General features: G+C 41.7%; 23 protein-coding genes. 20 read left to right on the top strand and 3 right to left on the bottom strand.

From position 1 onward, the window contains the following. The first annotated feature begins 102 nt into the window (after positions 1-102). Entirely contained in the window at positions 103-1,065 is a 963-nt protein-coding gene (trhO, locus tag IGI69_RS13970) for an oxygen-dependent tRNA uridine(34) hydroxylase TrhO (protein ID WP_087664604.1), read from the top strand. 265 nt (positions 1,066-1,330) lie between these two features. Beyond that, positions 1,331-2,269 carry a 2-dehydropantoate 2-reductase gene (locus IGI69_RS13965; protein WP_086316570.1) on the top strand — a complete coding sequence of 313 codons (939 nt, stop codon included), beginning with the start codon at positions 1,331-1,333 and terminating at the stop codon, positions 2,267-2,269. Positions 2,270-2,428: 159 nt separating this feature from the next. On the opposite strand, the gene IGI69_RS13960 is transcribed toward IGI69_RS13965, so the two are convergent. Next, a complete protein-coding gene (locus IGI69_RS13960; protein ID WP_008380325.1) occupies positions 2,429-3,178 on the bottom strand; it encodes a MurR/RpiR family transcriptional regulator in 750 nt (249 codons plus the stop codon). 154 nt (positions 3,179-3,332) lie between these two features. Here IGI69_RS13960 and pfkB point away from each other — a divergent pair, with 154 nt between their 5' ends. From pfkB to IGI69_RS13900, 12 genes are all read left to right on the top strand, one after another. Then, positions 3,333-4,271 carry a 1-phosphofructokinase gene (gene pfkB, locus IGI69_RS13955; protein WP_270266842.1) on the top strand — a complete coding sequence of 313 codons (939 nt, stop codon included), beginning with the start codon at positions 3,333-3,335 and terminating at the stop codon, positions 4,269-4,271. Beyond that, positions 4,268-5,674 (top strand): PTS fructose transporter subunit IIC, encoded by a 1,407-nt coding sequence (locus tag IGI69_RS13950; protein WP_016621854.1) that lies wholly within the window; start codon positions 4,268-4,270, stop codon positions 5,672-5,674. The genes pfkB and IGI69_RS13950 overlap by 4 nt, the downstream gene beginning before the upstream one ends. Beyond that, positions 5,671-6,120, top strand: coding sequence for a PTS sugar transporter subunit IIA (locus tag IGI69_RS13945; RefSeq protein ID WP_008380329.1), 450 nt, complete (start codon positions 5,671-5,673; stop codon positions 6,118-6,120). Before IGI69_RS13950 ends, IGI69_RS13945 begins: the two co-directional genes overlap by 4 nt. A gap of 4 nt (positions 6,121-6,124) precedes the next feature. Next, positions 6,125-7,102, top strand: a complete 978-nt coding sequence (gene lacD / locus IGI69_RS13940) for a tagatose-bisphosphate aldolase (protein ID WP_008380331.1) — start codon at positions 6,125-6,127, stop codon at positions 7,100-7,102. A gap of 558 nt (positions 7,103-7,660) precedes the next feature. Beyond that, a complete protein-coding gene (locus IGI69_RS13935) occupies positions 7,661-8,461 on the top strand; it encodes an SDR family oxidoreductase (protein WP_008380333.1) in 801 nt (266 codons plus the stop codon). Positions 8,462-8,476: 15 nt separating this feature from the next. Then, on the top strand, positions 8,477-10,339 hold the full coding sequence (locus IGI69_RS13930) for a BglG family transcription antiterminator (protein WP_008380335.1): 1,863 nt from the start codon (positions 8,477-8,479) through the stop codon (positions 10,337-10,339). Next, positions 10,336-10,821: a transcriptional regulator GutM gene (locus IGI69_RS13925; RefSeq protein ID WP_008380338.1), complete on the top strand. Its 486-nt coding sequence runs from the start codon at positions 10,336-10,338 to the stop codon at positions 10,819-10,821. The genes IGI69_RS13930 and IGI69_RS13925 overlap by 4 nt, the downstream gene beginning before the upstream one ends. Continuing rightward, on the top strand, positions 10,821-11,375 hold the full coding sequence (gene srlA, locus IGI69_RS13920; RefSeq protein ID WP_008380340.1) for a PTS glucitol/sorbitol transporter subunit IIC: 555 nt from the start codon (positions 10,821-10,823) through the stop codon (positions 11,373-11,375). The genes IGI69_RS13925 and srlA overlap by 1 nt, the downstream gene beginning before the upstream one ends. 12 nt (positions 11,376-11,387) lie before the next feature. Further along, entirely contained in the window at positions 11,388-12,386 is a 999-nt protein-coding gene (gene srlE, locus IGI69_RS13915; RefSeq protein ID WP_016621851.1) for a PTS glucitol/sorbitol transporter subunit IIB, read from the top strand. Between the two features lie 22 nt (positions 12,387-12,408). Further along, positions 12,409-12,765, top strand: coding sequence for a PTS glucitol/sorbitol transporter subunit IIA (locus IGI69_RS13910; protein WP_016621850.1), 357 nt, complete (start codon positions 12,409-12,411; stop codon positions 12,763-12,765). 42 nt (positions 12,766-12,807) lie between these two features. Beyond that, positions 12,808-13,488 (top strand): fructose-6-phosphate aldolase, encoded by a 681-nt coding sequence (locus IGI69_RS13905; protein ID WP_008380347.1) that lies wholly within the window; start codon positions 12,808-12,810, stop codon positions 13,486-13,488. Then, positions 13,485-14,135 carry an HAD family hydrolase gene (locus IGI69_RS13900; RefSeq protein ID WP_144330891.1) on the top strand — a complete coding sequence of 217 codons (651 nt, stop codon included), beginning with the start codon at positions 13,485-13,487 and terminating at the stop codon, positions 14,133-14,135. Before IGI69_RS13905 ends, IGI69_RS13900 begins: the two co-directional genes overlap by 4 nt. 111 nt (positions 14,136-14,246) lie before the next feature. Here IGI69_RS13900 and IGI69_RS13895 read toward each other — a convergent pair whose 3' ends face one another. After that, positions 14,247-15,035: a PHP domain-containing protein gene (locus IGI69_RS13895; RefSeq protein ID WP_086332691.1), complete on the bottom strand. Its 789-nt coding sequence runs from the start codon at positions 15,033-15,035 to the stop codon at positions 14,247-14,249. A 132-nt stretch (positions 15,036-15,167) separates the two neighbouring features. Between IGI69_RS13895 and IGI69_RS13890 the strand changes: the two genes are divergently transcribed. The 6 genes from IGI69_RS13890 to IGI69_RS13865 all read left to right on the top strand — a co-directional run bounded on the left by IGI69_RS13890 (position 15,168) and on the right by IGI69_RS13865 (position 20,859). Further along, positions 15,168-16,034 carry an AraC family transcriptional regulator gene (locus IGI69_RS13890; RefSeq protein ID WP_005233920.1) on the top strand — a complete coding sequence of 289 codons (867 nt, stop codon included), beginning with the start codon at positions 15,168-15,170 and terminating at the stop codon, positions 16,032-16,034. Between the two features lie 234 nt (positions 16,035-16,268). Then, on the top strand, positions 16,269-17,342 hold the full coding sequence (locus IGI69_RS13885) for a Gfo/Idh/MocA family protein (protein WP_005228203.1): 1,074 nt from the start codon (positions 16,269-16,271) through the stop codon (positions 17,340-17,342). Positions 17,343-17,372: 30 nt separating this feature from the next. Beyond that, positions 17,373-18,125, top strand: coding sequence for a sugar phosphate isomerase/epimerase family protein (locus IGI69_RS13880; RefSeq protein ID WP_196043764.1), 753 nt, complete (start codon positions 17,373-17,375; stop codon positions 18,123-18,125). Next, positions 18,122-18,841, top strand: a complete 720-nt coding sequence (locus IGI69_RS13875; protein WP_196043763.1) for a ThuA domain-containing protein — start codon at positions 18,122-18,124, stop codon at positions 18,839-18,841. Before IGI69_RS13880 ends, IGI69_RS13875 begins: the two co-directional genes overlap by 4 nt. Then, complete coding sequence (locus IGI69_RS13870) at positions 18,838-19,806, top strand: sugar phosphate isomerase/epimerase family protein (RefSeq protein WP_005228209.1); 969 nt, start codon at positions 18,838-18,840, stop codon at positions 19,804-19,806. The genes IGI69_RS13875 and IGI69_RS13870 overlap by 4 nt, the downstream gene beginning before the upstream one ends. A 24-nt stretch (positions 19,807-19,830) precedes the next feature. Continuing rightward, positions 19,831-20,859 (top strand): Gfo/Idh/MocA family protein, encoded by a 1,029-nt coding sequence (locus IGI69_RS13865; protein ID WP_270266847.1) that lies wholly within the window; start codon positions 19,831-19,833, stop codon positions 20,857-20,859. Positions 20,860-20,937: 78 nt separating this feature from the next. Here the strand turns inward: IGI69_RS13865 and IGI69_RS13860 are convergent, their stop codons facing one another. Further along, positions 20,938-21,846: an ArsR/SmtB family transcription factor gene (locus IGI69_RS13860; protein WP_008380365.1), complete on the bottom strand. Its 909-nt coding sequence runs from the start codon at positions 21,844-21,846 to the stop codon at positions 20,938-20,940. Positions 21,847-21,974 lie beyond the last annotated feature (128 nt).

Raw genomic sequence — 21,974 nt, 5'->3', positions numbered from 1 at the left:
TTTGCTCAAAGAAAAAGATTGTGTGAAAAGGTACAAGCATAAAACTCGTTTTTTGTCACGCGATAACCTATACTGTAGGGTGCAAAAAAAGGAGGAATTGGTTTGACATACCGCGTTTTATTATTTTATAAATATACAACAATTGAAGATCCGGAAAGCTTCGCCAAGGAGCATTTAGCATTTGGAAAAGAAATTGGCATCAAGGGCCGTATTTTAGTAGCCAATGAAGGGATCAATGGCACGCTTTCTGGAACGGTTGAAGCAACAAATCGCTATATGGAAAAAATGGAAGCTGATCCCCGTTTTAAAGGGATTTTTTATAAAATCGATGAAGTAGAAGAACATGCGTTTAAAAAGCTATTCGTTCGTCCGCGCAAAGAATTGGTTTCATTGAACCTGGAAGATGACATCGATCCATTAGAAATGACTGGAAAATATTTAGATCCTAAAGCGTTCAAAGAAGCTTTGTTAGATGAAGATACCGTGGTGATCGATGCCCGTAACGATTATGAATATGACTTAGGCCATTTCCGAGGAGCCGTTCGTCCCGATATCCGCAGCTTCCGTGAGTTGCCGCAATGGATCATCGATAATAAAGAAAAATTTATGGATAAAAAAGTCGTTACTTATTGTACTGGTGGTATCCGTTGTGAAAAATTCTCAGGCTGGTTGCTGCGAGAAGGCTTTGATGATGTGGCCCAACTTCATGGTGGTATCTTTGCTTATGGGAATGACCCAGAAGTTCAAGGCGAGCTTTGGGATGGCAAAATGTACGTCTTTGATGAACGCATTAGTGTGGAAATCAATCATGTGGATAAAAAAGTTATTGGTCGCGACTGGTTTGATGGCACACCTTGCGAGCGCTATGTAAACTGTGCCAACCCAGAATGCAATCGCCAATTTTTGACTTCTGAAGAAAATCAAGCTGCCCATTTAGGTGCCTGTAGCTATGATTGTGCCATCCACGAACACAACCGTTACGTGGAACAACATGGGATCACAGAAGCGGAAAAAGCTGAACGGCTAAAAAACTTTGCAACAAACAATGAAACAGTCACTGCCTAAAACGACAACTGTTTCACAGGAAATAATTGAATAGAAGGGTCGCACGTGAGTCCGAAAACTGGTTTCGCTCAGTCAAGTTTTCAATCTTCCGTGCGACTTTTTGAATGGACAAAATTGGAAACGACCGTTTTTTAATTATCTGAAAAATCTAACTATTCCAATTGTTCTTTTTTCTTTCCTATCGAGAAAAAACGCAAGGCTCTCGCATATTTCACGATTTTAGAGTAAACTATACCTAATTGTGGAAGAGGAAAGAGGAATTCAGATGAAAATTGTTATTGCTGGTGCAGGTGCTATGGGCAGCCGTTTTGCTATTATGCTAAAAAGAGGCGGAAATGACGTCACGTTGATCGACGGCTGGCCGGCGCATATCGAAGCGATCCGTGAACACGGATTACGAGCGAACTTAAACGGTGAAGAGATCGCAGTCCCTTTTTCGATCTATTCGCAAAATGAGATCCCAACGACTGTACAAGCAGACTTGATCCTGGTCTTTACTAAAGCGATGCAACTGGATCAAATGATGCAAACGATCAAACCGATGATCGGAGAGCAAACGAAAGTCTTATGCTTATTAAACGGGATCGGTCATGAGGACACGATTGAAAAATATGTCAGCACGGATAAAATCTTTTTAGGAAATACCATTTGGACGGCGGACTTGATTGGTCCTGGTAATGTTCGCTTGTTTGGGGATGGTTCTGTAGAACTGCAAAATATCGAACCGGGCAAAGAAGAAGATGCCCGTCAATTAGCGGCAGTCTTGGCTGATGCTGGGTTAAATGCGTCTTATTCTGAGAACATTCGCTACTCCATCTATCGCAAAGCCTGTGTCAACGGCACACTAAATGGTTTGTGTTCGATTTTAAATGTGAATATTGCCCAATTCGGACAAACCTCAACGGCGCGTGCGATGGTCCAAACGATTGTGGAAGAATTTGCGGCAGTTGCTACCCATGAATCTGTTCAACTGGATGTATCCGAAGTAGTCCACCATATTGAGGAAACCTATGATCCAGAAGGCATCGGAATGCACTATCCATCCATGTATCAAGATTTGATCAATAATCATCGCAAAACCGAGATCGATTATATCAATGGCGCAATCTCACGAAAAGGCCGCAAGTACCAAGTGCCAACGCCTTATTGTGACTTTTTGACTCAAATGATCCATGCCAAGGAAGATATTTTAGCAGCAGAGTAAACACTTCTGCGAAGGTAATAACTCTTAAAATCGCTAGCAGTCAGTAGCGATTTTAAGAGACTGCATCCAAATCATTCAGCAAAAAGTCTTTTCGCTCGCTCATAGCAGAAACACTATGAGGGCGAAAAGACTTTTTTTATTGATTTCGAGTGAGTCTGCTTATTTTTTCTTGATGCGAATCGCATAAGAATCCAACAATATTCGAGCAATGACCGATAAGGGCAGTCGTGAGCGGACTTCATAATCAGGGAAAAAGGAAATTTCTGATTTGAAGCCAATCAAAGAAAGCTCGACTAATTCCAGCAAGCGGCTTTCTTTTGAGGCGGTGATCAAAAGCGATCCGATTTCTTTGTCGTAACAATTTTGAGCCGCGATGACTAATTCTTCGGTTTCCCCATTTAATGAAACAAAAATCACGGTATCTTCTTTGCGTAAACGCTTACTGATCGTAGTGATAATATTGGGATCAGTGTACAACTCACAATATTTATCCACCAGTTGAAATTTTGTCTTCATTTCTTCCCCAATCAATTCTGAAAAGCCCCGTGCAAAAATAACGATTCGTTTCGCGTTGTATATTTTTTGGATCGCATCTTCAATAGTGCCCGTATCCAGCATATTTAAGGTACGAATGACTTCTTGTTCATTTTTAATAATGGAGCGACGGATCTCTTCATCCACCATCTCCACGTTTGAAAAATTCAAGGTCATATTCGATTGCTCTTTTAAATGATGTTTAAAAGAGGTGTAGCCCTCATAGCCCTTTTTCTTCATGGTTCGGACGATCGTTGTCGTTGAAACATTTGCCAGTTCACTTAGTTTGATAATCGAAAGGCTCGGAATTTCTGAAAGGTTTTGCGTAATGTAATTCCATAAAAATAGTTCTGCTTCACTTAATTTGTTGTCCATCTTGCCACCTCTTATCGCTATTTTAGTGTGATTGTATCTGAAAATCAAATGGAATCAAACAAGATTGAAAATGTTTTCAACAGAATGGATCGTTTTAGAAAACATGTACATTCAGAAACAGTGCATACTTAAGGTACAGCAAGGAGGAACAATTATGGGAACGATTTACACATGCACGATGAATTTAGCGATTGACTTATTTATTGAAACAGAACAGCTTTTGCCTCAAGTTGTCAATCGTACACTAGATGATGATATCCAAGCCAATGGCAAAGGGGTGAACGTTTCTCTTATTTTGAAAATGCTAGGTATTCCCAGCACTGCTTTAGGATTTAGTGGTGGCTTTACAGGAAAATATATTGAAGATTTTTTAAGCGAAAAGCACATCAAGAACGATTTTGTAGCGGTTAATGGAATGACAAGGATCAATGTCTTTACACAAGTCAACGAAGAAAACAAAGAATATAAATTGGTCAATCAAGGACCAGCGATCAGTCCAGAAAATGTGGAACGATTGTTAGCAAAAATCAAGACTCTTGTTCCAGGTGATTTTCTCTGTGTTTCTGGGAGTTTGCCAAAAGGTGTTCAGCCGACGGTTTTGATTGAGATCAGTAAAATCTGTCAGGAACGAGAAGTCAAGCTGATTATTGATAGTAGTTATAAGGAAGTTCGGGAATGTTTGCAGTATCGTCCTTACTTAATCAAACCAAATGAAGAAGAGTTAGCGACACTATTTGATGTCACCACGATCGCACCCGAAGATTATCAGAAATACGGTCAAATGTTAATTGCAGAAGGAGCGCAAAATGTGTTGCTGTCTTTAGGAAGTGAGGGGGGGATTTTTTTAAATGAAGCAACTTGTCTGATCGCTAATGCTCCAAAAGGCAAAGTGGTAAATACAGCCTGTGCGGGAGACAGCTTATTAGGGACCTTTATTGCTGGGATGGTTCGCAAGGAGAAGGTTTCTCATACATTGAAAAGAAGTATTGCAGCGGGAAGTTCAACTGCTTTTAAAAAGGGATTGACTGACTTTTTAGATATCCCTGAATTGGAAGCGCAAATACATGTTCATAGAAAGGAAGTCCATAAATGACAAAATTTCAGATAGTAGCTGCGACGGGATGTCCGACGGGGATCGCGCATACGTATATGGCACAAGAAGCATTAGAGCAAGCCGCTAAGAAGCGAGGCATTTCGATCAAAGTAGAGACTCATGGACAGATTGGGATCGAAAATGCATTGACTGCTAAAGAGATCGAAGCTGCCGACGCAGTCATTATCGCGGCTGATAAAGATGTTCAAGCCGAACGTTTTGCAGGCAAAAAAATCATTGATGTCCCGGTAGCTTCGGGCATTCGCAATGCGGATCAATTGATCGCTGATGCCTTAGAGGGTGCAGGGAAAATCAAACAGTCGAAGCAATCTGTTCCGACCGATAAAGAAGAAGTAGCCGTCAGTGGGATTGGACATACGATCTACAAAAACTTAATGAATGGTGTCTCTCATATGTTGCCGTTTGTGGTCAGTGGGGGAGTCTTGATTGCTATTTCATTTCTTTGGGGGATTTATTCGGCTGATCCAACTAACGCTCAGTACAACGAATTTGCTGCCCGACTCAATGGAATCGGTGGTTTTGCTATGAGTATGATGGTCCCGATCCTATCAGCATTTATTGCGGAGAGCATCGCGAAACGACCAGGACTAGTGGTTGGGTTTGTTGGGGGCTTGATCGCGGCAGACGGCGGCACTGGTTTCTTAGGTGGGATCGTTTCAGGTTTCTTAGCCGGTTATGTCGTGCTAGGTCTGATGAAGGCATTGATTCTTTTACCTAAATCATTAGATGGTTTGAAAGCAATTTTTCTTTATCCTGTTTTAGGAGTCTTGATTACAGGACTGATTATGGACTTTGTGTCAGGACCGATGGCAACAATCAACGAAGCAATGATGTCCTTCTTAGCTGGTTTCGAAAACTCTAGTCCCTTTGTATTAGGAATTATTGTTGGCTGTATGTGTGCATTCGATATGGGAGGACCAATCAATAAAGCAGCTTATGTAACAGGTACTGCTTTATTGGCACAAGGAAATACTAGTTTCATGGCAGGAGTTTCGGCAGCATGCATTGCCCCACCATTGATTACAGGTTTTGCCGTTTTATTCTTTGGGAAGTATTTTGATGCAAATGAAAAAAATGCTGGATTAGTCAATTTTATCTTAGGCTCAACACATATTACAGAAGGAGCGATTCCTTTTGCGGCAAAAGACCCGCTGAGAGTGTTACCGATCATGATGTTTGGTTCTTCGATTGCTGCTGTACTGACCTATCTCTTCAAAGTGCAAGTGCCTGCACCTCATGGTGGCTTCCTGGTATTACCCGTTGTTACTCATGGTCTTTTATGGGTAAGTGCGATTTTGGCAGGATCGATCGCAGGTGGTTTGTTGCTAGGATTGGTTCAAAAAAGAAAAGTTGCCAAACAGAGAATGGACGTGAAAGCATGATTACGGAAGAATATATTTTTATCGATTCCCTCTTAAAGAATAAAGCAGAAGCTTTATCATTTCTAGCAAAAGAAAGTCGGAGACAAGGCGATGCTACGAATGCTTCAGAAGTGGAAGCAGCATTTATCCTTCGAGAAGAACAAGGCTCTACAGGCATGATGGATGGTTTTGCCATTCCTCATGCGAAGAGCAGTGTTATTAGACGACCATTTATTAGTGTAATCAAACTTAGAGAAGCAATCGATTGGGACAGTTTAGACGGACAAAAAATCCATACGATCATCGCTATGTTTATACCAGAGAATGAAGCTGGGAGTACCCACCTTACGATTTTATCTCAAGTGGCAAGGATGCTGATGAAAGAAGATTTTAAAAAAGCGATCCAAACAACTACTTCTAAAACAGCTTTACTACAAGTAATGAATCAGTATCTAGAAGGGAATTAAAAAAATGACTACGACAATGAAGCAACCGATAGCAGTAACAAAACTTTGTAATTCAAAAGGAATCATCAGTGCCTTAGCGATCGATCAAAGAGGCGCATTAAAGAGGATGCTAAGTCAATATAAAAAAGAAGTGTCGGATGCAGCGATCGAGCAGTTTAAAACCATCGTCTCTGAAGAACTAACACCCTATGCATCGGCTATTTTATTAGATCCAGAATACGGACTTCCGGCAGCAAAAGAACGCGCTCAGCAAACTGGTCTATTGATGGCTTATGAAAAAACGGGGTATGACGCAACGACGCCTGGGAGACTCCCAGACTCGTTAAATTATTGGTCAGTCAAGAAGCTCAAAGAGGCAGGAGCAGATGCCTGTAAGTTTTTACTCTACTATGATGTAGACGAAAGCGATGCGATCAACGATCAAAAGAAAGCTTATATAGAACGAATCGGTTCTGAATGTCTGGCGGAAGGGCTGCCCTTTTTCTTAGAGCTAGTCTCCTATGATGCGACCATTTCGGATAACACATCGAAAGAATACGCAACGATCAAACCACATAAAGTCAATCAAATGATGAAGGTTTTTGCGGAGTCGCGCTATAACGTGGCTGTTTTGAAAGTAGAAGTTCCTGTCAATATGAAGTTTGTTGAAGGGTTCGGAAATGAAGTTGTCTATACACAAAAAGAGGCTGCAGCATTCTTTAAAGAACAAAGCCAAATGACTGCTTGTCCATTTATTTTTCTTAGCGGGGGCGTCAGTGCGGAGCTTTTTCAAGAAACCCTCCGTTTTGCCAAAGCAGCTGGTTCAACCTTCAATGGTGTATTATGCGGGCGAGCAACTTGGGCAGATGGTGTTAAGGTATTTGCCACTAAAGGAGAAGCTGCTGCAAGACAATGGATGCAAACAGACGGTAGAAAAAACATCGAAACATTGAATGAAGTGCTAATGGAAACAGCTTCTTCTTGTCAGGCAACAACTGAATGATTTCTTTCAATGGGAATATCTGAACTTGGGGAAATAAGGTGTCAACATATGCTGGCTTCCAGACGGTTAAACGGATATCTGAGATTGACTTTCGCCGAAGTCTTCATTTGAAAAAGTCAACGAGTTGGGTCATTCTTAAGGAGCGTACTAACCAATCTCCGCCTTTTTAATACACTCTAATTTCAATCGTTTCAATTAGCTTAGGGAATTTTCCTAAGCTTTTTTTGTGGAAGAAAAAGGTAGGAGTTTTTCTTTCTTTGACTGCTTGTTATTGGAGTGGCTTTGTTGTGGAAAAATCGAGAGCAATTAGTACACAAACCATCCTTTAAAAAAGAGTGGATGGCTCCATCTAAGGAGAAGATAGGATAGAATAGAAGTCGCTTCAACATGAATTCTTTCAGTTGCAAAATAAAATTGCATTGTTTTATAAGGCAAACGGTCTGAAGATTATTCAGTGAATTCGTACACTTTTTTTCCAGATCTTTGAAAAAATCCTGTCTTAATTATTATTGGTCAACGCTTATACTGAAAGCGTAATCAAATTGTAGGAGGGAACGTATGAAAGACTGGTTAAATATAGCTGGAAAAACCGTGATCGTAACAGGAGGTTCTTCAGGAATCGGAAAGAGGATTGTCGAAAGTTTATTAGAGCAAGGGGTGAATGTGGCAAATTTTGACCTTACAGAAGCTACCCAACAACATGACAATTTGTTGTTTGTTGAAACGGATATTTCAGTAAGGGAAGAGGTGGAGTCAGGTGTAGAAAAAGTCGTTGAGCGGTTTGGAACTGTCGATGGTTTAGTGAACAATGCAGGGATCAATATTCCACGTCTTTTAGTAGATAAGAAAGATCCTCATGGGAAATATGAATTATCAGATCCTATTTTTGACAAGATGAGTGCAATCAATCAAAAGGGCGTTTTCCTAATGACGCAAACAGTAGCCCGAGAATTGGTCAATAAAAAATCTGGAGTCATCATCAATATGTCATCAGAATCAGGGCTTGAAGGATCTGAAGGGCAAAGTGCATATGCTGCTACCAAAGCGGCACTCAATAGCTATACAAGATCATGGGCAAAAGAATTAGGAAAATCAAATGTTCGAGTGGTGGGTATTGCACCCGGCATCATGGAAGAAACAGGTTTGAGAACGCCTGCCTATGAGGAGGCATTGGCTTACACAAGAGGGACGACAGTTGAAAAACTGCGAGAAGGATACACAAAAACGAGTACAATTCCTCTAGGTCGGAGTGGCAAATTGACAGAAGTAGCTGACTTGGTCTGCTATTACCTGTCTGATCGATCCAGTTATATTACAGGAGTGACAACAAATGTAGCGGGAGGAAAAACTAGGGGATAGATATAGGGGGATAAAATGGCATTCGTAAATCGATGGTATCAAATCTTAGACTTGTTAATAACCCATAAGGATATTTCAATCATTGATTTACAGAAAAAGTTGAGCAGTAGTTCAAAAACAGTAAAGAGTAGTATTGATCTGCTTAATGAAGAACTAATTGGTATTGCGAAAATCGTGCAAAGGAAAAAGAGCTATTCGATTGAGGTAGAAGACGCTGAAGAATTTGAACTCATTTTGGCTGGAAAGTTAAAAAAAGAAACCGATTTTAACTCAGCAAGTAAACGGGTGGCATTTATCCTAAAACAATTGATCGAGGAAAAGTCATTTATTTTAATTGACGATCTGTCTGAAGCGCTAGGGATCAGTAGGAGTACTGTCTATAATGATTTTCGGATGCTAAAAAAGCTACTCAAACCTTTTGATACAGAAGTAATCGGAACGCCAAACAGAGGAATTCAGATTAAAGGAAGTGAATTTAATCTGCGTTTGCTTTACATCTATTATGTACAAGATTATTTTTATGAAAATTATTTAGAAAACGATACACAAGCAATGATCCAAAAAATCATTTCTCTCTCAGGGATTCCGCAGTATTATGGTCGTTTACTGTATAAAGTGATTTCTATTTCCATGAAAAGGATCATTGAAGGGAATTATTTAGAGACGATACCGAATTGTTATACAAATTTCATCAAAGAAGAAGAACAAATCGAGCAGTTGATCTATCATCTAGAGACCAAATACCGAGTGACTTTAAGTCAAACAGAACAGGACTTTCTCTGGTTCCCGTTAAATTTATCTGCAAATTCCTTAATTGAGCGTACGGTTGTCCCGACAGCAGTCGAACAGTACTTTAAAGCGATGCTAAAGCGAATCCATCGCACGCTCGTTTTGGATATCAATGAGAAAGTTTTGTTTTTAGAAATGAAAGAACACTTAAAGTATATGATCAACCGAATCGTGGTCCAAGCAAAATTAAGCGATTTGTTTTACGGCGAAATCGAGCGACAATATCCCTTTGCCTATGAATTAGCCAAAGTCGGTCTACAAGAGATTGAAGAAGTGGTTGGTCGAACCATACCCACAGTCGAAATCAGTTATCTAGCACTTTATTTTGAACTTGCTTTGAAAAGCCAACAAAACGAACCAGCCAAAAAGCAAATTGCTGTAGTTTGTCACAGTGGCAGAGGTACGGCGATGATCATTCGTCGTCAATTGGAACGAGTCTTAGGCAATGATATTCGCATCACCCATTTATCAGAGGAAGCCTATCAGCAGGAAAATCTGACCGATTACTTCGCCATTTTTACCACGATTCCATTAAAACATTTAGAGCAAGTGAAAAGTCCAATCATTAAATTGACCAACTTATTTGACGATCATTGGTTGCGCAATGAGTGGGAAAAAGCCGAACGCTTGCAGTCAGTAGGGAAGCAGTCGATCCTCTTACATTTTAACCACTTAGATCCTGACTTGACCTATCAAGAGAATGTCCAGTCAATGATCGCCGAATTAACAAAGGAGCATATAGTAGATGAGTGCTTTTTGGAACGAATCAGACAAAGAGAGGAAAAACATGCCACGATTTTTGATTCTGAGATTGGCTTTCCCCATGCGATCAATGATCAAACAGATAAAATCGTTCTGTCGATAGGTGTATTCAAAAGGAAATTGGTTACTCCTGAGGGCAATATCAAACTGATTTTTTTGTTAGGTATTCCAAGTGAATTGACAGGGAAAAACGAACAAGACTTGTTACGCATTTATGATGAATTATTTGCGATTGCTGGCAACGCGGATTTCAGAGAAGAAATCAGTGCCCGAGAAAATCTATTGGCATTGAAAGAATGGCTTTATCAGAAGGAGTTGATTATATGAGTTTTGTTTATCTATTTGGTATTTTTGCCTTAGGCGCCTATTTGTTACAAATTCTTTTTGGGTTAAAACAGATCAAACACTTTAATCAAAACTATCAGCAACTGCGCAAAAAAGGCAAGGTAGCGATTGGACGCAGAGCTGGGAAAATAAAAGCAGGAACGATCGTTTTATTTGCGGTCGATCCAGCAGGAATCATTCTTGATGCCAGAAAGATGCAAGGGGTAACCGTGTTGGCGAAGTTTAAAGAGCTGCCGGTCTATCTAGGAGAAGATATTCATTATATCGATAAGTACCATCCCAATGTGCAAAAAGAAAACAAGTTGACGATTCAAGCGATGGAAAATGCCAGAGAAATCTATTTGCGCACAGAAGCCGGGAACTATACCGAAAGTCAAGGAGTGTCGCCTGTAACACTGTTGAAAATACAAATACAAACATGGAAAGAGAAAATATACATGAAAGAAAAAAGGAGTGCAAAATAATGGAGTATATTACAAAATTTGCTGAAGGTTTTATGAGCCTTTTTCAAACCGGAGCAGAAACCTTTATCTCATGGATGACAGGTATCGTTCCAGTGGTGCTAATGCTGATGGTCGCCATGAATACGCTGATTGCTTTCTTAGGAGAAGAACGCGTGACCAAAGTGGCACGTTTATCTTCAAAAAATCCTTTTACTCGCTATTTGCTTTTACCTTTCCTATCTGCCTTTATGTTAGGAAATCCAATGTCGTTTACTATGGCTCGCTTTTTACCTGAATACTATAAACCTAGCTATTATGCTTCACAAGCGCAATTTTGTCACACCAGTAATGGGGTATTTCCTCATATCAATCCGGGAGAACTCTTTGTATGGTTGGGTATTGCCCAAGGAATCACAACATTAGGCTTAAACTCGATGGAGCTGGCGATTCGTTATCTGTTGGTCGGTATGATCATGAACTTTATTGGTGGTTGGGTCACCGACTTTACGACTGCTTACGTGTGTAAGCAGCAAGGCATCACTTTGAGTAAAACCGTCAAACTAGTGGCAGAATAAGGAGGAATCAAGATGACGTATAAAAGTATACGAGTAGTCAAAGGCAGCGGTGGTTATGGCGGTCCCTTAGTGATCACGCCGACAGAAGAAAGACATAAATTTATTTACATTACTGGTGGTGGTGAGCGACCTGCAATCGTTGATAAAATTGTTGAATTAACGGGAATGGAAGCAGTCAATGGCTTTAAAACATCGATTCCCGATGATGAAATTGCATTGGCAATCATTGACTGTGGTGGCACACTACGTTGCGGTATTTATCCCAAAAAAGGGATTCCGACGATCAATGTCGTCGCAACGGGGAAAAGCGGGCCATTAGCACAATATATCAATGAACAGATCTATGTTTCGGCGGTTGGGGTCGACCAAATTTCATTAAGCGAAGAGCAAGAAGCAATCACTGTCACCAATGAAGCAACAGCTCCTAAGCGGGAATTTACCTACGATACTTCGAAAAAAATCACGGAGCAAAAAGCCGAGCAACAAAATTTTATTGCCAAGATCGGGATGGGCGCCGGGAAAGTCGTTGCGACCTTTAACCAATCTGCACGAGATGGGGTTCAGACGATGATCAATACCGTCATTCCCTTCATGGCATTTGTTTCCCTGTTGATTGGGATCATTCAAGGGTCAGGCGTTGGAAATTTCTTTGCGAATGTAATGGCGCCATTGGCTGGCAATATTTGGGGATTGATGATCATTGGCTTTATTTGTTCCTTGCCATTTCTCTCCCCGTTACTTGGACCAGGGGCAGTGATCAGTCAAGTGATTGGAACTCTGATTGGGGTCGAGATCGGTAAAGGAACGATTCCACCTCAACTTGCTCTACCTGCATTATTTGCGATCAATACTCAAAATGCCTGTGATTTCATTCCAGTTGGGTTAGGATTAGAAGAGGCAGAAGCGGAAACGGTTGAGGTTGGGGTACCTTCTGTTCTTTATTCTCGTTTCTTAAATGGTGTACCACGGGTCTTCGTAGCATGGCTTGCAAGTTTTGGACTTTATAGTTAAATCAGTATAGGAGGAAGCAGAAATGGCAGTTTTTACTACGACAGTTCTTTCAATCGGTGTGGAGGCAGAATTATTTCGCGAAGAAAATATGATCATTCTTTTTGGCAAAGATGCACCGGCAGCATTAGCTGACTATTGTTACAATATTGAAGTACAGCCAATGAATGGCACGATTACATCTGAACAAAAATTATGGATCGATGATCAAAGCTATCAAATTACCTCGGTAGGTGATGTGGTATCAAGGAATTTGCAAGAGTTAGGACACATCACGATTAAATTTGATGGCAGTTCGACCTCTGAATTACCAGGCACACTTTATGTAGAAGAAAAAACGATCCCTGTGATTGAAAAAGGAACAAAAATCAGTATTAAGTAAGGAAACTGTCTAGTAAAACGTAAGATTGAAGGAGTGTAAACAATGGAATTCTTTTTGGATACAGTAAATCTTGAGGAAATCACCCACTATCAAAAGGTACTCCCGCTGGCAGGAGTAACCTCGAACCCCACGATTTTGAAAGCTGCGGGGAACATCGACTTTTTTACTCATTTGCAAGCAGTGAAAGAACGAATCGGAGAAGCGTCCTTACACGTTCAAGTGGTTGGGGAAACTGTCGATGAGATGATCCTAGATGCAGAAACGATTATCAATAAGCTGGGAAACGACGTCTATATCAAAATCCCTGTCAATGAAAATGGGTTAGAAGCCATCAAACGATTAAAAGAGCGTGAATTCAATTTAACAGCTACAGCCATTTATACCGAATTACAGGGGTTCTTAGCGATTGGTGCTGGAGTCGATTATTTGGCGCCATACTATAACCGTATGGAAAATATCAATGTTGATGCACCAACAGTCATTGAATCATTGGCACAAGCGATTCATACCACTCAAGCACAAAGTAAGATCCTTGCTGCAAGCTTTAAGAACACTGCGCAAATGAATCGCGCGATTCGTGCAGGGGCACATGCGCTCACTGCTGATCCAGACATCTATCGACAGGGATTAGCCATGCCTTCCATTCAAAAAGCAATAACGGACTTTCACAATGACTGGGTCGAGACATTTGAGTCGCCATCGATTCAGGGGTTATGCCAATGATGCCAACGGTAATTTTTGATATGGATGGGGTTATCGTAGATTCTGAGTATACGTTTTTAGAATCAAAAACAGCGATGCTTCATAGTGAAGGACACCTTGTAGATGAGTCGTATCACTATCAGTTCATGGGGACCACTGCAGAATTTATGTGGGAAAAAATGAAGGAAGAATTACAGTTACAAAAATCTGTTTCAGCGTACATTGAAGAAATGAATCTCAGAAGAAAAGCGTTGATCACGCGTGATGGCGTCAAAGCGATTCCTCATGTGCAAACATTGATTCGGCAGTTAGCAGAAGCGAACTTTCAGCTTGGTGTTGCTTCCTCTTCTCCCAAAAAAGAGATTGAGGAGAACCTGGATCAATTGCAGTTGCGAAACTATTTTACTGAGATCGTCAGTAGTGAAGAGGTAGCACGCTCGAAACCTTTTCCCGACGTATTCTTGAAAGTAGCGTCTTTGTTGGGCACGAACCCTCAGCAATGTATCGTCATTGAAGATACGATCAATGGCTGTAAAGCTGCCAAAGATGCGGGTATGTACTGTATTGGTTTTGCAAATCCAGCATTCCCTGCGCAAGATCTGCCAGCGGATCAAACGATCATTGATTTTCGTGACCTGAATGTGCAAGGATTGAAAACCATTAAATAATACGCACGTCTAAAATGACCAGCCTATAAAGGATGATTGCTAATGAAGCTGGAATCATCCTTTATAGGCTGGTCATTTTTAATTTTTTTGCATGATAGTCAAAGAATAAGCTTATTCTGTCGGCAGATCCGCCATAAACCGTTCACTACCTTGAAAGACCGCTAATTGATTGACACCAAAGGAACGCAGCAGATCGCTCATCGCTGCAAAATCTAATCGATAATCACTGGCTTTATGGGCATCAGAGCCGAGGGTGAACAATTTACCCCCGACACTTTGATACAGCGGGATAGCATATTGGTAAAGGTGGGCATTTTGATAGGGGCCAAAGCTCTTAGCGTTGATTTCCATCGCTAAGTCACGGGCAACGATTTTTTTGAAGATCGTCGTTAACTCTGTTTCAAAATGGGCGGCCAACTCCTCAGCCGTAAATTGGAAACGACGCAAGCCATAATCAAAGTGGGTCACGATATGCCCGTCTGGAAACGAGTCCAACACGTGGGCCATTTGGTCAAAGTATTGTTTGGCGACTGCAAATTTGTCCTTCTTCAACACGGCATCGTCCATATAATCAAAGGTACCGTTTTGATGGATACTGATCAATTTCAAGTCATAAGGATGGCTTTCAAGATAGCGCAAGATTTCTTGTTCTTGACCAGGCACGACACCAATCTCGATGCCTTTTAAGAGTTTCGTCGCTGTGGTCTCTTGCAGCTTCTGGTGGGTTTTTACTAGTAATTCATAGTCAGGAATATCATCACGGAATCCCGAATAGGGGTTCTTCAAATCGAAATGATCTGTCGCAACGAAGTAGGCAGGCTGGTAAGCTAGATAATTCTCAAACTGTTCATCTGAATCAAAAGACAAAAATGTATGCAGATGTTGATCATAATAATTCATAAACAAGACTCCTTTTCTTGAATACGATACCACAAAAAAGCAGAAGAAACTATGATTGGCTGAGAAAAGGTTTTCTCTTAGGCAATTTTTCGCTTATAATAAATAAGAATAGAGCGAAGGAGTCGGTCAGCCATGAGTATGTATCTTGAAATTCCTGAATTTGAAAGTGAATTTCGTTTTCGAACGTTTCTAAATGATGGTTTGACCATCGTTTATCCCCATGTCCATAAAGAAATCGAGATCATTTACGCTAAGCGTGGCACGGTGAATATTGGTGTTGACGATACGATCATTGAGTTGGAGGAAGGGGATCTGTATCTTTTTTCCAGCGGGCAACCCCACTATTTTCTAGCATCGCCTGAGAGTGAACGCTATGTCTATCAATTTGATATGCAGCTTTTTGAAGAGCCGTTGCTGCGAGAAAATGAAGTATCCTTGATGACACTCTTTGAAGAAGGGGAGCCCCACAGCAAAAATTGGCCAGCGAGTTTTACGGAAAAAATAACAGGTCTCTTGATCGAGTTGTATCAGTTGGAAGAGGAAAATGTTGTTGGGAAGCGTTATTTGACTCTCGGGCTGCTTTACCAGTTGATCGGGGAGTGCTATCAAAGCTTGCCAAAGCGAAAACGAGCCGTCAATCCACTAAAACGAACGGCCGCACAATACAAAGAAACCTTGCAGCGTCTGAATGATGTCTTTGAGTACATCGAATCCCATTACCAAGAAGTCTTGACGATGGAGGACACCGCAAGACATGTAGGGTTTAGTCCCCATTATTTCACGCGTTTCTTTAAAACCAATACTGGCAAGACCTTCATGCAGTTTTTGACGGAATACCGCATCAATCAAGCCAAATTTATCTTGGCAAATGAAAAGATCCCGATGGCAGAAGTCGCTGAAAAAGCAGGCTTTGCCAGTGTCAAAACATTTCATCATGTCTTTAAGGAAGCTGTTGGTCAATCACCGTTGCAGTACCAGAAACAATTGAATCAAAATTGATAGAAACAGCCGATGAGCCTTTGCTTGTCGACTATTTTTTTGTTGATCTGGCACTATTTTTTTCTCGATAGTGTTTTTTTAAGCGCTTTGCATAAATTGTGGAGTGGTTCTTTTTGTTAAAGTTTCATAAGATAATTTTCGGGAATTTTTTCAATGGAAACTGGGAAGAACTGCTTTCGATGTTTCGCTATAATGAGGGGGTAGAAAATAATAAGCGTTTTCAGGAGGAAAGATATGACAGTTAAAGTTGGAATCATTGGGTGCGGTGGGATCGCAAACGGCAAGCACATGCCTGCCTTGTCTCAAGTAGAGGAAGTAGAAATGGTTGCCTTTTGTGATCTGCTGGTTGAACGTGCAGTTGAAGCGAAATCAGCATTTGGGACCGAAGATGCTCAAGTATTCAGCGATTATCAAGAAATGTTGGCACAAGCTGATCTAGATGTGATCCATGTGTGTACACCAAACGCCTCACATGCTGAGTTGACGATTGCTGCACTAGAAGCGGATTGTCATGTCATGTGTGAAAAACCAATGGCAAAAACAGCGGCAGAAGCCAAAGCAATGATCGAAGCAGCCAACCGAACAGGAAAAAAACTCACGATCGGCTACCAAAACCGTTTTAGAAAAGATTCTCGTTATCTTCATGAAGTGTGCGCCGAAGGACAATTAGGAAACATTTATTTTGGGAAAGCTCATGCGATCCGTCGTCGGGCTGTGCCAACTTGGGGTGTTTTCCTTGATGAAGAGGCGCAAGGCGGCGGTCCTTTGATCGATATCGGTACCCACGCATTGGATCTGACCTTATGGATGATGAACAATTACAAACCAAAATTTGTTGTCGGAAAAGCGTATCATGAGTTGTCGCAAACCAAAAATGCCGCAAATGCTTGGGGCCCTTGGGACCCAGAGAAATTCTCAGTAGAAGATTCGGCCTTTGGTTTTGTGGTCATGGAAGATGGCGCAACGATTTTCTTAGAAGCCAGCTGGGCGCTCAACAGCTTGGATGTGAAAGAAGCCAAAACGACACTGATGGGTAGCAAAGCCGGTGCGGATATGAACAACGGTTTGACCATCAATGGGGAAGACCACAGCTTGCTGTATGAAAAAAATATCGAACTTGAAACAGGCGGCGTTGATTTTTATGAAGGAAACGGGGAGACGCCAGAAATTTTAGAAGCACAATCGTGGATCCATGCGATCATCAACGATACCGAACCAGTGGTCAAACCTGAAGAAGCAATGGTCGTGACGGAGATTCTAGAAGCGATCTACAAATCATCGCAAACCGGTGAGCCAGTCTACCTATAAGAACTGCTGGAAGAAAAGGAGCGAGCACAAATGACAAAACCGAAAATCGCTTTACAGCTTTGGAGTATTCAAGAGGACTGCAAGACAAATCTTTTTGATGCGTTGAAAACAGTAAAACAAAACGGCTATGACGGTGTTGAATTTGCCGGTTATCATGGACACAGCGCTGTTCAGATCAAAGAAATGCTGGAGCAGTTGGATTTGGCGGTCGCGGCTTCCCATATCCCGTTTGAAGCATTGCAAGATCGTTTTGAAGAAACCGTCGCTTTTGAAAAAACGATTGGCAATCAACGAATCGTGATTCCGTATGCCAGCTTTGATTCTTTGGAAAAATGGCAAGCCTTTGCTGCGGAGCTGACCCAGATCACCCAAAAATTGCAGGCAGAAGGGCTGACTTGCTACTACCACAACCATGCCCATGAATTTACTGAAGTTGCTGGAAAATCCATGATCGATGAACTGATCAAAGACAATCCGCAACTGCGTTTGGAAGCCGACCTTTACTGGTTAGCCTTTGCAAATGTGGCTATTTTACCTTGGCTAAAGGAACGCGAAACGAAGGTCGGCTTGGTTCATATCAAAGATATGCAAGAGCAGCCGCAGGAAAGCACCGAGATCGGCAATGGGATTTTACCAATTAAGTCGTATGTAGAAGCAGCTAAAGCATTAGAACTACCATGGCTGATCGTCGAGCAGGAAGCGTTTCAAAAATTCGCTCCTTTAGAAGCCAGCGGGATTGATTATCTGCAATTAAAAGACATCGTAGAGGAGGTCTACCAATGATCCATGTTACGGTATGGAACGAGTTTCGTCATGAAAAAACGAATGAGACCGTCAAAAAAATGTATCCAGAAGGAATCCATGGTCAAATTGCCAATTTTTTAGCAGAGGATGATTTTCAAGTACGAACGGCGACCCTTGATGAACCAGAACACGGGTTGACGGAGCAAGTATTGGCTGACACGGATGTGTTGGTTTGGTGGGGCCATATGGCGCATGAAGAAGTCGATGATGCTATCGTTGCTCGTGTGCAGCAGCGTGTATGGGAAGGAATGGGACTGATCGTCTTGCATTCTGGCCACTTTTCGAAAATCTTTAAAACGTTGATGGGAACGTCGTGCGATTTGAAATGGCGGGTAGACGATCAGCATGCGCGGATCTGGAATGTTAATCCAAGCCACCCAATCGCTGAAGGAGTCGGCGAATGGATCGAACTAGAGCAAGAGGAAATGTATGGCGAGCACTTTGATATTCCAGCGCCGGATGAATTGATCTTTGTCAGCTGGTTCCCTGGTGGTGAAGTTTTCCGTAGCGGCTGTACATTCCGCCGTGGGAATGGCAAAATCTTCTATTTCCAGCCTGGTCATGAGACATTCCCCAGCTATTACAATCCCAAAGTGCAAAAAGTGATCCAAAATGCGGCTCGCTGGTGTGCACCAACAGAAAATCGTTACCCAACATATGGGCATTTTCAAGCAATTGAGGAGGAAAGAAAATGAAATTAGGTGTTTTTACCCCGTTATTCAATCAACTTAGCTTTGAAGAAATGATCGATGAAGTAGCGAAAAAAGGGCTCCAAACCGTCGAGATCGGTACCGGTGGTTCTCCCGGCAATGCCCACTTAGACATTGACCGTTTACTAGCAAGTGAAGCAGAGCGAAAAGAATACTTAGCGAAATTAGCTGATAAAGGATTGGAAATCTCAGCTTTGAGCTGTCACAACAACCCAATTTCTCCATTAAAAGCAGAAGCGCAAGAAGCCGATGAACTTTTGCGCAAAACCATCAAATTAGCCAGCTTAATGAATGTACCTGTTGTGAACGGATTTTCAGGCGTTTCAGGCGGAAATGCAACAGATACACAAGTCAACTGGCCAGTATTGCCATGGCCGACGGAATACGATGACAATTATAATTATCAATGGGAACAAAAACTGATTCCTTATTGGAAAGGCATCAACACGGAAGCGGAAGCGGCTGGTGTTAAAATTGGGATCGAACTTCATGGCGGCTTTTTGGCACATACCCCTTATACGATGTTGAAACTGCGGGATGCTGCGGGTAAAGCCATCGGCTGTAACTTGGATCCAAGTCATTTATGGTGGCAAGGGATCGACCCAGTGGCAGCGGTCAAAATCTTAGGGGAAGCCGATGCGATCCATCACTTCCATGCCAAAGATACGTATTTGGACCAAGACAATATCAACATGCATGGCTTGACGGACATGCAGCCATATAGCAATGTCAAAACCCGAGCTTGGACCTTCCGTTCAGTCGGTTGCGGCCACAGCTTACAAGTCTGGTCAGATATTATTTCTGCACTTAGAATTTATGGGTATGATTATGTCTTGAGTATTGAGCATGAAGATCCAATCATGTCCATTGATGAAGGACTGACTCGTGCCATCAGCAACTTGAAGACGATTATGATCCGTGAAGAAGCTTCATCCATGTGGTGGGCATAAGAAGAAAACCGAGGAGTGTCAGACATGAGTGCAATCAATTTTGCAGTAATCGGATATGGCGGCATGGGTGCGTACCATGTCCACAATATCTTACCAAATGAAAACGAACGAATCCACATCGTAGGAACTTACGATATCAATGAAGAACGTCAAGCGATCTCACAAGAAAAAGGCCATAAGATCTTTAAAAGCTATGATGAAGTCTTAGCCGATGAGACGATCGAAGCAGTATTGATCGCCACACCTAATGACTTGCATAAAGAGTTATCGATCGCTGCATTGAGAGCAGGCAAACATGTTGTTTGCGAGAAGCCTGTTGCGCTGAATACTGCGGAACTAGATGAGATCGTGGCGGTTGCCCAAGAAACCGGCAATACCTTTATGGTTCACCAAAACCGCCGTTGGGATCCTGATTTTTTACTTGTACGCGAACTGTACCGTAATGGACAGATCGGCGATTTGTTCCAATTAGAATCACGGGTCCAAGGGGCAAACGGCATCCCAGGAGACTGGCGTCATGTGAAAAAAAAAGGCGGGGGAATGCTCTTAGACTGGGGCGTTCACTTGCTGGATCAAATGCTATGGCTGATCGACAGCCCAGTGAAAGACGTCAAAGCGGATCTTAGCTTTGTGTTGGGGGAAGAAGTCGATGATGGGTTCTTCGCTTTGATTACCTTTGAAAATGGGGTCAAAGCAATCGTGGAAGTTGGAACCTCCAATTACACGCAATTGCCTCGCTGGTACATCAAAGGAACGGAAGGAACAGCCACCATCACCGATTGGGATCTAAATGGTGAAATGGTTCAGGCAACAGGTCGCGAAGACGTGGCCGCACCAAAACCAGTTCAAGCAGGCGTTGGCTTGACGAAAACGATGGCACCGCCATCGGAATTGGCAGCCAAAGAGATTCCTTTCCCGAAAACCGAAGCGGATTTTGAACCTTTCTACAAGAATTTTTACAACGTTGTACGCAACGGTGCCGAACCTATCGTTAAAAACGAAGAAGTCCGAGCAGTGATGCAGTTGATTGAACGCATTTTTGCCACAGCGTAAGAGAATAGAAAAAAGCACTAGCTGAGGGAGTGATCTCTCTTCGCTACGTGCTTTTTTTGTGTAATGAAACGACAACAGTCATTCCGATACGTAAAAATTGAACAATAAATCTTGAGGATAATTTCCCCATCGATCGCCGAAAATGGTCAAACCACCAGCGTTTTCGGCAGTTGCAGGTGCAGCAATTTTAAAGGTGAAAAAGTCACTGTGGTCTAAGTCGATTTCATTCAGGTTGTGATCTGTTAATTTTTCTCCATCGAGGGAAGTATCATAGCGATTGATGCGTAAATGCTTAAGTAATCCATATTGACTGAACTCATCGATCCACCATTGCGGAGTCAGAGAACCTCTGACATCCGAAAAGTTTCCTGGTACGGTGTAGCTACCGATGCAGTGATTGTTTAAGTAAAAGGAAAGATCACTGGGCCAATAGTTATTCGAAATTGGGAACTCTGAAGCGATCTCCATACTGATTTCGAGTAATTCGATTTTTTCACCATTTTTCAAAGGATTTGGGATTTTGTATTCTAAAAAACCGTTATTTAGCCAGATGATACTTGCATCAACACGTTCTTGATCCAGAAAAGATTTTGGATCATCTAAGGCGCCAATCAAGCGGTCTTTGGTCGCCATTCCACAAGAAGGCTCAGCTTTAAAATCGGTGAAGTGGCCAATTTTCACGGATTGGGAGGTTAGATTCATTTCTGGAAACACTTTTGCTGGGAAATTGATATTGATGAAATCAGTTTTTAGAGATAAATATTTTTTCTTCCAGTCTTGCCCCGATCCTTTTTCTGTTTTGATCAACTGAGCTTCTTCGAGTTTACGGATATGTTTGGTCATCAAAGCATTGCTGATTGCTAATTTTTGTCCAATTTCACTGATGCTTTTCTTCTTATCGCCTAATTCTCTTAAAATCGCTAAGCGAGTTTCATTTGCTAGTGCTTCGTAGATCGGTAAAGATGCGTTTGTTAGATCCAATTCCATAGCGATCACCTCGTTATACTAAAATGTTTAATGAAAAGATGGTTTAATTATAACACAACCTTGTGGATTTACAAAATAGTAAAATGATATAATTTTTGGTTATACCTTGTTAAAATAATGTTGACAGC

Origin of the sequence: Enterococcus sp. DIV1083b (assembly GCF_051713705.1) — a bacterium.
Classification (GTDB): domain Bacteria; phylum Bacillota; class Bacilli; order Lactobacillales; family Enterococcaceae; genus Enterococcus_D; species Enterococcus_D casseliflavus.
The sequence above is the reverse complement of the archived record's forward strand: the minus strand, read 5'-3'. Positions and strand labels throughout refer to the sequence as shown.

Bases quoted from the DNA above. Each gene is read 5' to 3' on its own strand.
- IGI69_RS13965 (WP_086316570.1), top strand. From the start codon at position 1,331: ATGAAAATTGTTATTGCTGGTGCAGGTGCTATGGGCAGCCGTTTTGCT.
- IGI69_RS13960 (WP_008380325.1), bottom strand. From the start codon at position 3,178: ATGGACAACAAATTAAGTGAAGCAGAACTATTTTTATGGAATTACATT.
- pfkB (WP_270266842.1), top strand. From the start codon at position 3,333: ATGGGAACGATTTACACATGCACGATGAATTTAGCGATTGACTTATTT.
- IGI69_RS13950 (WP_016621854.1), top strand. From the start codon at position 4,268: ATGACAAAATTTCAGATAGTAGCTGCGACGGGATGTCCGACGGGGATC.
- IGI69_RS13945 (WP_008380329.1), top strand. From the start codon at position 5,671: ATGATTACGGAAGAATATATTTTTATCGATTCCCTCTTAAAGAATAAA.
- lacD (WP_008380331.1), top strand. From the start codon at position 6,125: ATGACTACGACAATGAAGCAACCGATAGCAGTAACAAAACTTTGTAAT.
- IGI69_RS13935 (WP_008380333.1), top strand. From the start codon at position 7,661: ATGAAAGACTGGTTAAATATAGCTGGAAAAACCGTGATCGTAACAGGA.
- IGI69_RS13930 (WP_008380335.1), top strand. From the start codon at position 8,477: ATGGCATTCGTAAATCGATGGTATCAAATCTTAGACTTGTTAATAACC.
- IGI69_RS13925 (WP_008380338.1), top strand. From the start codon at position 10,336: ATGAGTTTTGTTTATCTATTTGGTATTTTTGCCTTAGGCGCCTATTTG.
- srlA (WP_008380340.1), top strand. From the start codon at position 10,821: ATGGAGTATATTACAAAATTTGCTGAAGGTTTTATGAGCCTTTTTCAA.
- srlE (WP_016621851.1), top strand. From the start codon at position 11,388: ATGACGTATAAAAGTATACGAGTAGTCAAAGGCAGCGGTGGTTATGGC.
- IGI69_RS13910 (WP_016621850.1), top strand. From the start codon at position 12,409: ATGGCAGTTTTTACTACGACAGTTCTTTCAATCGGTGTGGAGGCAGAA.
- IGI69_RS13905 (WP_008380347.1), top strand. From the start codon at position 12,808: ATGGAATTCTTTTTGGATACAGTAAATCTTGAGGAAATCACCCACTAT.
- IGI69_RS13900 (WP_144330891.1), top strand. From the start codon at position 13,485: ATGATGCCAACGGTAATTTTTGATATGGATGGGGTTATCGTAGATTCT.
- IGI69_RS13895 (WP_086332691.1), bottom strand. From the start codon at position 15,035: ATGAATTATTATGATCAACATCTGCATACATTTTTGTCTTTTGATTCA.
- IGI69_RS13890 (WP_005233920.1), top strand. From the start codon at position 15,168: ATGAGTATGTATCTTGAAATTCCTGAATTTGAAAGTGAATTTCGTTTT.
- IGI69_RS13885 (WP_005228203.1), top strand. From the start codon at position 16,269: ATGACAGTTAAAGTTGGAATCATTGGGTGCGGTGGGATCGCAAACGGC.
- IGI69_RS13880 (WP_196043764.1), top strand. From the start codon at position 17,373: ATGACAAAACCGAAAATCGCTTTACAGCTTTGGAGTATTCAAGAGGAC.
- IGI69_RS13875 (WP_196043763.1), top strand. From the start codon at position 18,122: ATGATCCATGTTACGGTATGGAACGAGTTTCGTCATGAAAAAACGAAT.
- IGI69_RS13870 (WP_005228209.1), top strand. From the start codon at position 18,838: ATGAAATTAGGTGTTTTTACCCCGTTATTCAATCAACTTAGCTTTGAA.
- IGI69_RS13865 (WP_270266847.1), top strand. From the start codon at position 19,831: ATGAGTGCAATCAATTTTGCAGTAATCGGATATGGCGGCATGGGTGCG.
- IGI69_RS13860 (WP_008380365.1), bottom strand. From the start codon at position 21,846: ATGGAATTGGATCTAACAAACGCATCTTTACCGATCTACGAAGCACTA.